This is a genomic window from Arthrobacter sp. TmtSoilC79, assembly GCF_059739405.1.
The window spans coordinates 4,320,624-4,334,535 of record NZ_AP046051.1; the positions used below are offsets into that span (position 1 = coordinate 4,320,624).

9 protein-coding genes are annotated in these 13,912 nt (G+C 63.7%); 3 read left to right on the forward strand and 6 right to left on the reverse strand.

Annotated features, from left to right (window positions below; all coding sequences use genetic code 11):
* Positions 1–89: 89 nt before the first annotated feature.
* A complete protein-coding gene (gene ilvD / locus AC6JA3_RS19830) occupies positions 90–1,952 on the reverse strand; it encodes a dihydroxy-acid dehydratase (protein WP_026542116.1) in 1,863 nt (620 codons plus the stop codon).
* 85 nt (positions 1,953–2,037) lie between these two features.
* Between ilvD and AC6JA3_RS19835 the strand changes: the two genes are divergently transcribed.
* Positions 2,038–2,871 carry a helix-turn-helix transcriptional regulator gene (locus AC6JA3_RS19835; RefSeq protein ID WP_026542117.1) on the forward strand — a complete coding sequence of 278 codons (834 nt, stop codon included), beginning with the start codon at positions 2,038–2,040 and terminating at the stop codon, positions 2,869–2,871.
* Here the strand turns inward: AC6JA3_RS19835 and AC6JA3_RS19840 are convergent.
* From AC6JA3_RS19840 to AC6JA3_RS19855, 4 genes are all read right to left on the reverse strand, one after another.
* Positions 2,868–3,818: a cation diffusion facilitator family transporter gene (locus AC6JA3_RS19840; RefSeq protein WP_091552649.1), complete on the reverse strand. Its 951-nt coding sequence runs from the start codon at positions 3,816–3,818 to the stop codon at positions 2,868–2,870. The genes AC6JA3_RS19835 and AC6JA3_RS19840 overlap by 4 nt on opposite strands.
* A gap of 95 nt (positions 3,819–3,913) precedes the next feature.
* Complete coding sequence (locus AC6JA3_RS19845) at positions 3,914–5,479, reverse strand: family 43 glycosylhydrolase (RefSeq protein ID WP_347782069.1); 1,566 nt, start codon at positions 5,477–5,479, stop codon at positions 3,914–3,916.
* A gap of 26 nt (positions 5,480–5,505) precedes the next feature.
* A complete protein-coding gene (locus AC6JA3_RS19850; RefSeq protein WP_347782070.1) occupies positions 5,506–8,685 on the reverse strand; it encodes a glycosyl hydrolase in 3,180 nt (1,059 codons plus the stop codon).
* A 5-nt stretch (positions 8,686–8,690) separates the two neighbouring features.
* Positions 8,691–10,550 (reverse strand): glycoside hydrolase family 3 protein, encoded by a 1,860-nt coding sequence (locus AC6JA3_RS19855; RefSeq protein ID WP_347782071.1) that lies wholly within the window; start codon positions 10,548–10,550, stop codon positions 8,691–8,693.
* 191 nt (positions 10,551–10,741) lie between these two features.
* Between AC6JA3_RS19855 and AC6JA3_RS19860 the strand changes: the two genes are divergently transcribed.
* The gene (locus AC6JA3_RS19860; protein WP_347782072.1) at positions 10,742–12,043 is read left to right on the forward strand and encodes an ROK family transcriptional regulator; all 1,302 of its coding nucleotides are present in this window, start codon (positions 10,742–10,744) and stop codon (positions 12,041–12,043) included.
* Between the two features lie 19 nt (positions 12,044–12,062).
* Here the strand turns inward: AC6JA3_RS19860 and AC6JA3_RS19865 are convergent, their stop codons facing one another.
* The gene (locus AC6JA3_RS19865) at positions 12,063–12,359 is read right to left on the reverse strand and encodes a hypothetical protein (RefSeq protein ID WP_026542122.1); all 297 of its coding nucleotides are present in this window, start codon (positions 12,357–12,359) and stop codon (positions 12,063–12,065) included.
* Here AC6JA3_RS19865 and AC6JA3_RS19870 point away from each other — a divergent pair.
* A complete protein-coding gene (locus AC6JA3_RS19870) occupies positions 12,358–13,875 on the forward strand; it encodes an ABC transporter substrate-binding protein (protein WP_347782073.1) in 1,518 nt (505 codons plus the stop codon). The genes AC6JA3_RS19865 and AC6JA3_RS19870 overlap by 2 nt on opposite strands.
* Positions 13,876–13,912: the final 37 nt, after the last annotated feature.

The following is a 13,912-nucleotide window of genomic DNA, read 5'->3' on the forward strand; positions in this document are numbered from 1 at the left end:
CCACCAGGCACAATGCAAAAGCCGCCCGCCGTCGTCGTGCGTTGGATGAAGCACGACGGCGGCGGGCGGCTTAAGCGCGAACCGGAGCCTTAGAGGTTCTCGATCAGCGAAACGTCACGCACGGCGCCCTTGTCCGCGGACAGGGCCATGGCGGCGTAGGCGCGCAGGGCCGGGGACACGTGGCGGTCGCGGTCCTTCGGCTTGTAACCGCCGTTTACCTCCAGCTTTTCGCGGCGTTCGGCGAGGATCTCGTCGGAAACCTGCAGCTGGAGGGAGCGCTGGGTGATGTCGATGCTGATGATGTCGCCATCCTCCACCAGTGCGATGGCACCGCCGGAAGCAGCTTCCGGGGAGATGTGCCCGATCGACAGACCCGAGGTACCGCCGGAGAAGCGTCCATCGGTGATGAGGGCGCACTTTTTGCCCAGGCCCCTGCCCTTGAGGAAGGAGGTGGGGTAGAGCATTTCCTGCATGCCCGGCCCGCCCCGGGGGCCTTCGTAGCGGATGACCACCACGTCGCCTTCCTTGATGGACTTGTTCAGGATCTTCTCCACGGCTTCGTCCTGTGACTCGCAGACAACGGCGGGGCCCTCGAAGATCCAGATGGACTCATCCACCCCTGCGGTCTTCACCACGGCGCCGTCCACGGCAACGTTGCCGCGCAGAACGGCCAGGCCGCCGTCCTTGGAGAAAGCGTGCTCCACCGAACGGATGCAGCCACCCTCAGCGTCGGTGTCCAGGGAGGTCCACTGGTTCGACTGCGAGAAGGCTGTGGAGGAGCGGACTCCACCGGGAGCCGCGTGCCACAGTGCCTGCGCTTCCTCGGTGGCCTTGCCGCCGCGGATGTCCCAATCGTCCAGCCAGCCGTCGAGGTCGTTGGAGTGGACGGAGTGGACGTTCTTGTGCAGGAGTCCGCCGCGGTTCAGCTCGCCCAGCAGCGCGGGGATGCCGCCGGCGCGGTGCACGTCCTCCATATAGTAGGTCTTGTCCCCGGCGACGTTCGGGGCCACCTTGGCAAGGCACGGCACCTGGCGGGACTTGGCGTCCATCTCGGCAAGGCCGTAGTCAACGCCGGCTTCCTGGGCCGCGGCCAGCAGGTGCAGGATGGTGTTGGTGGAGCCGCCCATGGAGATGTCCAGGGCCATGGCGTTGTCAAAGGCCTCTTTGGTGGCGATGGAGCGCGGCAGCACGGAGTCGTCGTCGCCGTCGTAGTAACGCTTGACGAGATCAACCACGGTGGCGCCGGCCTTTTCGTACAGTGCCTTACGGGCCGTGTGGGTCGCGAGCACGGAGCCGTTGCCCGGCAAGGCCAGGCCGATCGCCTCGGCGAGGCAGTTCATGGAGTTCGCGGTGAACATGCCCGAGCACGATCCACACGTGGGGCAGGCGTTCTCTTCAATGAGGTTGATGTCTTCATCGGAGATGGATTCGTCCACGGCGTCGGAAATGGCGTTGACCAGGTCCAGGGAGCGCACGGAACCATCGGTCAGGGTTACCCGGCCGGCCTCCATGGGGCCGCCGGAGACGAACACTACGGGGATGTTCAGGCGCAGCGCGGCCATGAGCATGCCTGGGGTGATCTTGTCGCAGTTGGAGATGCAAACCAAGGCATCGGCACAGTGGGCGTTGACCATGTACTCCACGGAGTCGGCAATCAAATCCCGGGACGGCAGGGAGTAAAGCATGCCGGAGTGGCCCATGGCGATGCCGTCGTCCACGGCGATGGTGTTGAACTCGCGCGGCACGGCACCGGCTGCGAGGATCGCGTCGGAGACGATCCTGCCCACAGGGGCCAGGTGGGTGTGGCCGGGGACGAATTCGGTGAAGGAGTTGGCCACGGCAATGATCGGCTTGCCGATGTCCGTGTTGGCAACGCCGGAGGCACGCAGCAGTGCGCGGGCTCCGGCCATGTTGCGGCCGTGGGTAACTGTTCTGGAGCGGAGTGCAGGCATGAATACCATCCTGCTGTTCTTCTACGTCCGGCGGAAGACGGCGCTGCTACTAGTAGTGAAAGTACCAGAGTAATAGTGTTGGTCCGTGAAAGATGAGAGGCGCAAAGAACTGGGACTCTTCCTCAGGACCCGCCGCAACCAAGCCCTTCGCTCCGATTACGGCCTGCCCCCGGTGGGGCGTTCCCGCGAGCGCGGGCTCCGGCGCGAGGAGATCGCGTTCCTCTCAGGGGTGAGCGTCACCTGGTACACCTGGCTGGAACAGGGACGTGACATCAGCCCGTCGCGCCAGGTGCTGGAATCCATAGCGCGGGCCCTCCACCTTTCAGATACAGGGTTGAGTTACGTGCTTTCCCTGGGCGGCTATGCATCTGCCCTGCCCAAGGGGCCGGTGGCGGCCGATGCTCCTGCCCATGTGCAGCGGCTCCTTGATGCCTTGGACCCCAACCCTTCCTATGCCTTGTCGCCGGATTGGGGCATTGCCGGGTGGAACCGCGCCTACGAGGCGCTCTATCCGAACATTGGAACGTTCGACGCCGCCGACAGGAACCTTTTGTGGCTGGTCTTCACCGATCCCTACATCCGGGACCTCCTCCCGGACTGGGATGTGACCAGCAAGCGCTTTTTGGCTGAGTTCCGGGCCGAAACCGGGCAGCGCCTCGGCGATCCGGATGTGGCCTACCAAGTGGAGCGGCTCAAGGCAGCAAGCCCGGAATTCCAGGAGAGCTGGGACCGGTACGACATCCTGGGCTTTGAATCCCGCGAACGACAATTCCATCACCCGGCCGTTGGCGTGCTGCACATGGAACACCACCAGGTCTCGCCCTCGGACAGGCCCGACCTTCACATAGTGGTCTACACCCCCGCGCCGGGGAGTGACGCCGGGGAGCAGATGCAGCGGCTGAGGTCGGCCTCCGGCTAGGGAGAGAGGGCTGCCTCGTCCGAAGTGGCCAGTGTCAGCACAGCCTCTTCCACAGTTTCGTGGTCTTCGAGTTCGCGCTCGATCCTGCGCAGGGCCACGGCGACTTCGTGCTCCGGGTGGTCCCCCTGCAGGTCCACTGCCGCCACAAGGTAGAGCTTCCGCGGACCCACGAATTCCAGGTGCAGATAGGTGAGCCGGGCGATGTCCCGGTGTTCCAGAAGCCTCAGTGCCATGGAGCGCTCAATGTCCGGAGTGACACCCTGGCCCACCAGGAACCGCCGGTTGCGGTCGATCAGCACCACGGCAACTATTGCCAACAGGACCCCAACAACGATCGAGCCCACGGCATCCGGCAGGGGTGATCCGGTGATTTGATGCAGGAAAACACCTATGAAGGCCACTACCAGCCCGATCAGCGCGGCAGCATCCTCGGCGAAGACCGCGCGCAGGGTGGGATCGGAGCTGACCAGGACCTGCTCCAGGGTGCGGCGTTCCAGCTGCCGGGCGGCTTTCCTCGTCTGCCGGAAGGCCTGCGCAAAGGAGAATCCTTCCAGGACAAAAGCCACTGCGAGCACCACATACGCGATAGTGAAGTCCGAGGCCGGTTCCGGCTCAATGATTTCCTGGATGCCGTGCATGATGGACACCACCGCTCCGGCGGTGAAGAGCCCGAAAGCGGCAAACATCGACCACACGTACGCTTCGCGGCCATAGCCCATCGGATGGCCCTTGTCCCGCGGGCGTTGGGAGCGGCGTTCGGCGATGAACAGGAAAACCTGGTTGCCGGTGTCAGCCCAGGAGTGTGCGGCTTCGGCAGTCATCGACGCCGAACCCGTCAGGGCAGCCGCCACCGACTTTGCCGCCGCAACCAGCGCGTTCGCCACGAACGCGATGATGACCGTGAGCAAGGTGGAGCCGGACTCTGTTCGCTTCTGGGATGCCGCCATAGGGAAACCGTACCCAACCGCTGCCGGAAGGTGTCCCGGCGTCGCATATTTTCCTCAGTGGCGGCAGCCGGCACCAAGCGGACTCCGGAGACTGCTCAGTCGTCCAGAACGCGATAGTTGAAGTTCCTGAACCGCGCTTCCCCCGCCCCGGAAGCAAATAGTGCCGGGCGCAGGCTGAGGAGTTCGTCGGCCGTATTTGTGTTGTAACCCTCCACGTTGAAACGAAGTCCATGCCTGGTCCAGTCGATCCCGTCCAGGCTGTAGTACTGGGTGACGATGTGGTTGTCATTGACTATCCGCAGGTGCATGGTCCGGGCTGCAGGGGCTGGTTCACGCCAGTAAGGGATGGCCCTGCCGGCACGGTAACTCGTCATGCGGCCGCCGTCGTGGCCCATGCCGCAGAACAGGCGGTCGCTGTAGTACAACAGCATCCCGCCCTGGGCATCGCCACGCACTTCCATTTCCACCGTGATCTCGTAGCGCTTGTCGCCAACAATGCACGTTAGCGGCGAGCTGTCCGAGGGGGCGGTTCCGCGGGACTGCAGGACCAGTCCGTCGTCGAAGGATGCCCGAAGGTATTCATCCTTGGACGGTGAGTGGAACGACCACTGGGTTCCAAAGCGCTCCGTGGAAAAGTCGTCGGACAAGGGAGCTCCGTGGCCCTGGCCGGATGCCGGTGAGGCAGCCGGAGCTGAAACCGGCACTGGCAGTGGCGCAGGCAACGGCGCTGAAAGGTCTCCCCCGCCTGCCCTGGGCCATCCGTCCCCGTCCCATTCGATGGGTTCCAACAGTGTCTGCCGGCCAAGGGTGGCGAAGCCCTTCTCATAGCCGTGATAAATGCTCCACCATTGACCGTTGGGGCCCTCAAACAACGTGGCATGGCCCTTGCTCCACCAGGGCTCACCTGCATCCCACGTCCTGATGATGGGGTTGCGGGGACAGTCCTCCCATGGGCCATCAATGGAGCGGGACCGGGCCACGGTGACCATATGCCCGGTGGGCGGACCGGAGGTGCCGCCAACCGCCGTCGTGAGATAAAAGTACTCGCCGCGGCGGGTCAGTTTTGGCCCCTCCAGGGCGTAGGCCTCAACAACCCAATCGTCGGGGTAGCGCCAGCCATCGTAGGCATGTTCCACGTGGCCGGCTGTGGCCAATCCGTCGTCGGTAAGCCGGACGCGGCTGACACCGCTGAGGAAAAGATAGCGTTTCCCGTCCTCCCCCACCACATGCCCGGGATCGATGTGCCCTTCGATGCCGAGGCTGATGGGCTCGCTCCAGGGCCCGGCCATGTTTTCGGCATGGATGACATAGGTCAGGACAGGCGCTTTGGGGTCCGGGGAGACGGCAGTGGGGATGACCGGAATGTAGATGAAGTACCGGCCGTCCACCTTGCACATGTCCACCGCGAAGACACAGCCGATCGGCGTCGAAAGGGCCGGGCCCAGCGGTTGCCAGTTCAGCAGGTCCTTCGAGTGCCAGATGACCAGTCCGGGCGTGGATTCAAACGACGAGAAGGTCACGTAGTAGTCGTCACCGTCGCGCAGGATTGCCGGGTCCGGGTGGTCCCCGGCAAAGATCGGGTTCAGGTATGTTCCGTCGCCGAGGTCGGCCTGGCGTTGGCCCTCCAGGGCTGCGGCGGAAGTCATTGCTTGGTTTTTCATGCATCCAGTCTTTTCACTAGTGGGGATCATGGGCGGTCTCCGTAGACCAAATGCAGTGGTCCCAGTAACCCTGCGGGCAGGATCCCGGCTTCATTGTTGAACACGGCGGTCATGGGCGGGAAGAGCGTCCCGGTGCTGCTGCGGGCTTCAGCAATCAGCCGGTTGCGCCACGGGTTGGTGACGCTGATCCGGATGCGGTTCATCCCTGGCTTGAGCGCGTTGGTGGACACCCTGTAAGGAGCGGTCCAGAGAATTCCGGACTCTTCTCCGTTGATATTGACCTGCGCTACATCAGAAACCTCGGCGAACTGGATGGCGTGCGGGAGTTCGGGGCCGTGGAGCTGGAAATCAACCTCGTAAGTGGCCGTTCCAGAGAAGTCCACCGCCCCGATTCCGGGATCTGTCCAGAAGGCGGCGTGGGCCAGCTGCACAGGATCCGAGCCCGGGATGGTGAGGGTCCATTCTCCGCTGACCTCCGCGAGCCACTCCTTTTCGGGACGAGGCCCGGCTTCACCCGTGAGGATGAAGAGCGAACCATAAGGGGGCAGCCATACGTCGAAACCCTCTCCACCTTCCGCGGGTGTGAGGGCATGTTGTTCCAGTGTCACCGGGTTCCAGGCAACGAACGTGCCATCGGAGTCCGGCAGGGTCACGGTGGTGCGCAACTCTTCATTGGCTGGGTTGGCGATGAACAGCAGAGGCTGGTCATCACCGAGCCAACGGGCGATCCGCCTTACGCGGGGGTCCCCAATCGTCACCCGGGGTGGAAAACGATCCCGCAGCACGGATGCCAGGTCTGCGGTGGCGAAAACCTGGCCGCTGTTCCAGCTGCCCCAGATCGCGTCACAGAGCCGTTGATGTTCATGAGGGTCGTCAGCAAGTGAGCGCAGGGCCGTTGGACGTTGCCCAACGACCACAGCCCCCTGTTCCACCAGTCGCAGGATTGCGCGCAGGGCGCCTGTGCTCATCCGGTGGCAGGCGCCGCCCAGATAGAGCAGCTTGTAGCGGGAGGCGCCTGCCCGCAGCTCCCCCTCTTCAACATCCAGGACAGAACCGAGTGCGTCCGGGCCGATGAAGTCGTAGTCGTAGTCAACGGGAACATCGTGGTTGAAGGTGTTGCCGAAGAGGGCGGTGACAGGGGCTTCCTCCCCTATGAAGTAGGCAATATCCACCGCCGGCCTGCCCAAGGACAGCAGATGGGAGCACCGGGCCAAGTAGTCCACCCAAGGCCTGGCACTGGATGCCCAGGTTTCGTTGCGGGTAAAGGACTGCCCGAGCGAGGGCGCCAGGGCGATCCCGGGTGGCGGTACCTGGCTGGGTTGGTGCGGGGAAGTATGGAGGCAGAAGCGGGTCACCCCCAAGGTGAGCTGGAGGTCGGCGACGTGTTTCAACGACTTCGGCGAATCACTCCACGGGTTCCGTCCTGAGGTGAAAGCTTCAGCGCCCGTGTGGCTGCGCCCGTAAACGTGCGCCACCGACGACGCCCCTTTCAGGTCCGCCACGTAGGTGGGTGCCGGGCCTCCTTCAGGACTGAAGGTCCACATGGCTCCCATCGGAACGTCTGCGTGCGAGCGCATGGCAAGATCATCGCCGAGCTGCGGCCTGCGGTCTTCCAACGCCTCGGCATAGTAGATCGCGCCGCGCTTGTGCGCTTCTTCGGACAACGTTCCGTAGTACGACTCAGCGAATACCTCAGCGATCGTCCGCCGGAAATCGGCAAGGAAGAGGTCAGTGGATGCCGGGTCCTCCACCAAAAAGCCGGCCACGGAAAGCATCCAGGGGATCATGTCGTAGCCCCGGCGATCGAAGAACCGGTGGTGGAGCTGGTCCGTGATGTTCTGCAGCCCGGCCTCAATGCTGTCGCTCAGGAGGCCGTCAATCGGGGCGTCACCGAACTGTGCCAGATGGGTGGAGATATAGCGCCGCACCCTTTCGCTGTCGAGTTTGTCGACCTCGAGCCCGGTGGCTTCCGGGAGGGCCGGCCCGTTGGTCTGTCCCGTCAGGGAGGCCCCGAAGCGAATGACCCGCCACGTACCCTCCGGGAGGGGGCTCGAAAGCATTCCCCGTGAAATCCGGCTGCTGACATCAAGGATCCCCGCCAGCGGAACCACCCCGGTTCCTGCCCGCGGATCAGTCTCCAGCTCGTCGTAGTCGGTTGCCGTGGCGAAGCCGCTCTTGGCTTCCCGGTGCGCGGGCATGCCGGCTTCGTAGAGTGCAAAGGTGGTGACCACGTACTCGCTGAGCGGACGGAACACCGGCGGGGGCACCACGCCTTTCTCGAACGCTGCCAGGACGGTCGATATCCCGTCAGCCTCCAGCAGCAACCGGAAGTGGGTCCCGCTGACCGGGGCGAAAGACATGCTCCTGGACGGGCACTGCGTCGCCGGCAGGGTGCAGACGGTGACGTAACCGCCGTCGTCATTCCGGACCTGAAGCGTGGCACTGGCGGGCGGAGCCGCACCGAAGCCGTGGGGGCCAGGGAGCTCGATGACGCACGAACGCACCGTCACCGGCGCGGCAAAGGACTGTTCGACCCAGGCGACCGAATGGTTGTCAGGATCGCGTGCCAGGCGGAAACCTTCGACGACGGCGGCATGGCCGACGCTGACCGCTTCGGCGGGCGAATCGGAGGTGCGCACGAAAGCGGGCTCCAAAGCATCGTGGACGCTGTGGAACGGGATGGCCAAGGCAAACAGGTCTTTCGCATCTCCCGACCCTTCATCCGGCTCAACTCCGGGGCCCGATCCCCATTTCGGGATGTCCTGGTACGGCCCTGCGACGTCCGGCAGATGGTTGAGCTGGGCCGGTTCGCCGCCTTCGACCACAGTCTGCGACCACACCAGCTTGCGCATGGCATCGGCCTTATCAACCCACGGAGCCCCCGAGGCACTCCAACCGGCCGATGTGGCAACAGTGAAGTCCAAGCCGAGCTCGTGGGCGGTAGTGACGGCAACGTCAATGGCTTCGCGCCACTGCTTGCTTCCGGAAATCACGGCTTCCTCCACCACGAGCGGGTTCCCCAGCGCGCCGTCGAAGGCCTGGACGCCCCGGACGCCCACCGAGTGGAGCCAGCGGAGGTCAGCGCGGATGCCTTCATGTTCTACGTTGCCGTCCATCCAGTGCCACCAGGCACGTGGCCGCGCCGAATCCGGGGCATCGACGAACTCACTCCAGAAAACTTCGCCCGATTGATGTTTCCCGGTCATCCCGTTCACGTGCGCATTCCGGATTCGCTCCGGGAAGGTGATGGCAGGCTGAGGCCGGCACCATAGGGGTAGAGCGGATCTTCGGTGTCGTTGGGGACGTCAGGATGCGAAGCTTCGACGGCGGCCATGGACCGGGGAAGCTCAATCGGCAACCGGCCTTTGGGCGGGATAGCGCCCGTTAAGGCGTCGAACAGGGCAGCGTCGGAGGCACCGAAGTTGGCGGTGATGGCCGAGGCAATGTCCACGAAGGGGGTCAGGATTCCTGCCCGTTCCAAGTAGACGTCCAGGATGACAGGGAGTTCTTCTGCCAGGGCCCTCACCCGCGCGATGTCTTCCTCCGGGAAGTCGAGGCTTCCCTGGTGCGTCATGGCGTCCAGGAAATACTCGTTGCGTGGTTCGTAGGGGACCGTGAGGCGGACCAGAGCCATGTCGGCATCCTTCGCGTCATCCACAAGGGTGGCCCGGCCGCCGATAACTTCCGGGTTGACTCCTTCGACATAGACGCGGGTGTCCGCCCGGAGCGGCAGCAACCCATCGTTCTTGAGGATCGTCACTGATTCTGCCTGGGCACGGTGTCCGGCGTCGCGGAACCGGGCCGAACCGACCACCTCGCTGACAGCATCCGCGTCAACGTAGGGATTGTCGAAGAGACCGAGCTCGAATTTAACCCGCAGGATCCTCAGCACAGAAGCATCAACCCGTTCCGGGGACAACCTGCCGTCGGCCAGCAGCTCAAGCACCAACTCCGTGCAGGATTCACCGCCCAGCTGGTCCACACCGGCGTCGAAAAGCTTCTCCACCCGCTCCAGCGGGCTGAGGTGCTCCACGCCCCACGCTTTGGCAGGGAAGGGCAGGCCGAAGACCTCGAGGTCCGTGACCAGCTGCCAGTCAGTGAGGATAACCCCCTCGAAGCCGAGCTGCCCGCGAAGAAGCGAGGTGATCAGATACTTGTTGTACGAAAAGCCCACCTCCTCCACTTCGATACCGTCGATAACCAGGTCTTTCGCCAGTGAGTAGTAAGGCATGATCGCGCTGGTGCCGGCGGCGATCGCCTCCCGGAAGGGGGCCAGGTGCTCTTCGAAGTTGCCGCCGGGGTAGACCTGGGCTTTGCCCGAGGGGAAGTGTGGGTCCTCACCGTCTTCCTGCGCGCCACCGCCCGGGAAGTGCTTGGCGGTGCAGGCGACGCTCGTGGAGGACAGCTTTTGGCCCTGCAGTCCTGCGATGAGCAGCGCACCGTACTCCGAGGCAACCGCAGGAATTGAACTGAAGCTCTGCAGTTGACGGGCCCAGCGGGGATCAGATGCCAGGTCAAGCTGTGGATGAAGGGCCGCGCGGAGTCCGACCGCGACGTACTCGCTCCTGGCCGTCTGTGCGAAGTCGCTGACGACGGCGGCCTCGCCGAGAGCGGCCAGGCCCATGGGCTCAGGCCACTGCGAGAACGAGCCGGCGGCAAAGGCCATTCCGTCATTTTGTGCGAAACCATGGCGGGGATCGGTGCCAAAAGTAATGGGGATCCCGTGCGGGGTGAGCTCGGCGAGTTCCTGCATGGCGTTCTGCCAGCGGGCCATGTGCTCCGCCGAAGGGAAGTGGCCAACGTTGAAGTGGTTGATGGACCTGCCCACCACAAAGTCGCGGGGAGTCTCGGGCCCGAAGGGGCTGGCGGCATCGTGGTCCCCCGGCTCACCGACGACCATGACCGTGTTGAACAGCAGCCCGACTTTTTCTTCCACCGACAAACGCGACAGGAGATCCGCGGCGCGCGTTGCCGCATCCAGGCGGGGATCTTCGTAGGGATCCAGTACACCGTTCCCATTCAAGTCCCGGTACTGGACACCGTCTGCTGTGGTTGAAACAGATCGCCGCACGCGGCCTCCTTGTGTGATGGGTTTCATATAGTTTATCCGATGACCGGTATAAGTTGCTAGACTTTTATTGTTTGGCGACGCGAAGCTGGAGGATGATGGCACGTGGAAGTGCCCGAACGGCTTCGCTTTGCGGACTGGATTCATCACCACGGCACTGACGCGGTGGGCGACGGCATGCAGGAAGAGATCTGATGGCAATAGAGCGATACACCGGACTGGCATCCGTATTGGAAACCATCCGATGGGAAGAGGGCATAACCCAAGCCACCCTGACCGACCAGGTGGGCCTGGGCCGGAGCGTCGTTGCCGAGCGGGTTGCAGAACTCGAACAGATCGGGCTCATCCACTCCCCCGGCCGCGCCCCCTCTACAGGAGGGCGGACAGCAAAGCTCTTGTCCCTCAACGCCCAGGCGGGCTACGTGGTTGGCGTGGACATCGCATCAAATGAAATGGTTGTCAGCGCCTCGGACCTTGCCGGCGCCCTGCTCGGCACCCGCCACCGGGAACTATGCGACGTCGGCGAAGGGCCCGCCCGGATCCTGGACCAGGTCAACGTGATCATCCAGGAAGTGGTCAGGGAACAGGGCAACAACAACATGCTCGGAATCGGCGTAGGCCTCTCAGGGCCGGTCAATTTCGATACCGGCACCCCCGTTGGCGTGCCGGTCCTGCCCGGCTGGGACGACTACCCGGTGCGGGAAGAGTTCGCAGCGCGGTGGCCTGTTCCAGTATGGGTCGACAACCGCGTCAACCTCCTCGCCCTGGCTGAGATAGAGAGCAATCCGCGGGCCGCCAAGGCAAAGCACCTGCTCTATTTCGGAGCCGGAGCTGGAGTTGGAGCCGCCCTCATCACCGACAGCAGGCTCTACAGGGGCTCGCATGGACTGGCCGGCTCCATCGGGCACGTCGCCGTTCCCGAAGCCGGGGTAGTTGCCTGCAGGTGTGGACGCACAGGGTGCCTTGAAGCAGTCACCAGCGGGTGGGCGATCGAACGGGATGGCCTGATGCTGGCCGAAACCGGGCGCAGCCCCTACCTGGCGAAAGTGTTCAAGGAATCCGGGCGCGTTCGCGCCTACGACGTCACGCTGGCCGCCGAGCATGGGGACGCTGCGGCGACGGAACTGCTCAGCCGGACCGCTGCGCTCCTTGGCAGCAGCCTCGCAACGCTTGTCAGCTTCTTCGCGCCGCACATGCTGGTTGTGGGCGGTGGCATTGCCCGGGCGAAAGACATCGTGCTCAAGCCCATCCAGCAGGCGGTCCTGGAGCGACTGCCGTCAACGGGCGCACCTGACCTGATCGTGGAGTTGTCGGCAATCGACGAACAGGTGGGCGGGGTTGTCGGAGCAGCCCAGCTGGTGCTCGGGGAGCTCTTCTCCAAGCAAAACCTTCCCGGGCTCCTCGCCCGGCTGACCGAACCGCTGACGCGGTCCTTGGAGCAGGATCAGGGCCAGGATCAGGACCAGGGCCCGGTCACCGAGGACCTGTCCGCCTAAGTCCGCTCATCGGAATAAGTCATTGACTTATTCCGGTGACCGGATTATCTTTGTAATAGACGCCACAAAGCGTCCACTGAGCAACATTGACCTCGACGGCGAGGGAGACCGGGATGAAGCACACCACCTGCATCCCGTGGCCCTGCGCCAGTACAGCATTCAAGGAATCCGCAGGATTTCCTGTGAAGCAAGGCGCCTTCCAGAGGCATTCCAGCCAGCATTTACCGCCATACCTATCCATCTCCGTTGCGTCGTTGCCGGAGACCAGTCGAATCCCTCGAAGCTGAGCTTTCGACGCCTTGTCTAGGAGAAACATGCGCAAATTAGTCGGCATTGCCGCCGTCACAGCCGTTATGGCGCTTACCGCCTGCACCGGTTCTTCACCTGGCGGTTCCGCCGCCCCCACCGAATTGGACATTGCAGCCATTGCCCCGCCCGAGTCCTTCTCTCCGGGCAACTTCGGAACCGGCCCCACCACCCAGTTCCTCCAGCCCGTCTACGACTCCCTCTTCAGGAACACCAACGAGGGAGAACCGGCCGAGAACATCGTGACCAAGTGGTCTTACGATGACACCCGGACGAAGCTGTCCCTCACCATCAGGGAAGGCGTCAAATTTACCGATGGCACACCCCTGGATGCGGCTGCAGTCAAAGCCAACCTGGACTCGGCCCGCAAGGGGACGGGCGAAGCCGGCGGCCAGCTGCGCTTCATCCAGGAGGTAACCGTCACCGACGCCACCAACCTCATGGTCACCCTCTCCGCTCCGGACCCCTCGCTCGTGCCGAACCTGGGCGGAACCGCCGGTGTCCTTGCCAGCCCGAAGGCCTTGGGAACACCGGCGCTGGACACCACTCCCATCGGTTCCGGCCCTTACATCCTGGACGCAGCAAAGTCCCAGACCGGCATCAAGTACGTCTACACGCGGAACGCTGACTACTGGAACGCCAAAGACTTCCCGTTCGACACCGTCGAAGTCACGGTCTTCAACGACAACAACGCAATCCTCAACGCGCTGCGCGCCGGTGAAGCAGACTTCGCAGTAGTGACCGATAAGGATTCAAACAGCCTCAAGTCCGCCGGCCTGAATATCCAGACCAGCCCCGCCTACACCACCAGCGGCCTCTACTTGTTCGACCGCAAGGGTTCCCTGGTTCCTGCGCTCGCCGAGCCGAAGGTCCGCCAGGCGATCAACATGGCCCTGGATCGCGACGCCATCCACGCGAAGGTCTTCGGCGGTAAGGGCAAGGCCACCAGCCAGGTCTTCAGCTCCACCAGTGATGCGTTCATTCCTGAGCTGGATAAGAAATACCCCTTTGACGTCAACGCCGCGAAGAAGCTCCTGGCCGACGCCGGCTATGCGAACGGCTTCACGCTGCCGATGCCGGATGTATCCCCCGTCTACCCCGACCAGCAGGCAGCGGTGACCGAAGCGCTGACCGCCATCGGCGTCACACCGCAGTACCAGCCTGTGAACGGCCAGACCTTCATCTCGGACCTGCTGGCAGGAAAGTACCCGGCCGCAATCTTCGGACTCAACAGCCCGCGTCCGTGGGATTTCGCGCAGATCGCGCTCACGCCTGAATCACTGTGGAACCCGTTCCACGTCTCCGATCCCACCGTGGTTGACCTGATCAACAAGGCGCAGGGCGAAACCGGCGACGCACAGACCGAAACGTTCCGTCAGCTGAACACCTACTTGGTGGACCAGGCCTGGTTTGCACCGTACATCCAGTCCGACAACGTCTTCGCAAGCAACGCTGAGATCACTGTCACGCCGCAGCGCTATTCCACGCTGCCGCCGCTCTGGGGCTTCACAGCCTCGAAGAAGTAGGTGGGTGGCCGGCCCGTTCCCGGGCCGGCCTCCCCCT

Bases quoted from the DNA above. Each gene is read 5' to 3' on its own strand.
- ilvD (WP_026542116.1), bottom strand. From the start codon at position 1,952: ATGCCTGCACTCCGCTCCAGAACAGTTACCCACGGCCGCAACATGGCC.
- AC6JA3_RS19840 (WP_091552649.1), bottom strand. From the start codon at position 3,818: ATGGCGGCATCCCAGAAGCGAACAGAGTCCGGCTCCACCTTGCTCACG.
- AC6JA3_RS19845 (WP_347782069.1), bottom strand. From the start codon at position 5,479: ATGAAAAACCAAGCAATGACTTCCGCCGCAGCCCTGGAGGGCCAACGC.
- AC6JA3_RS19850 (WP_347782070.1), bottom strand. From the start codon at position 8,685: ATGACCGGGAAACATCAATCGGGCGAAGTTTTCTGGAGTGAGTTCGTC.
- AC6JA3_RS19860 (WP_347782072.1), top strand. From the start codon at position 10,742: ATGGCAATAGAGCGATACACCGGACTGGCATCCGTATTGGAAACCATC.
- AC6JA3_RS19870 (WP_347782073.1), top strand. From the start codon at position 12,358: ATGCGCAAATTAGTCGGCATTGCCGCCGTCACAGCCGTTATGGCGCTT.
- AC6JA3_RS19865 (WP_026542122.1), bottom strand. From the start codon at position 12,359: ATGTTTCTCCTAGACAAGGCGTCGAAAGCTCAGCTTCGAGGGATTCGA.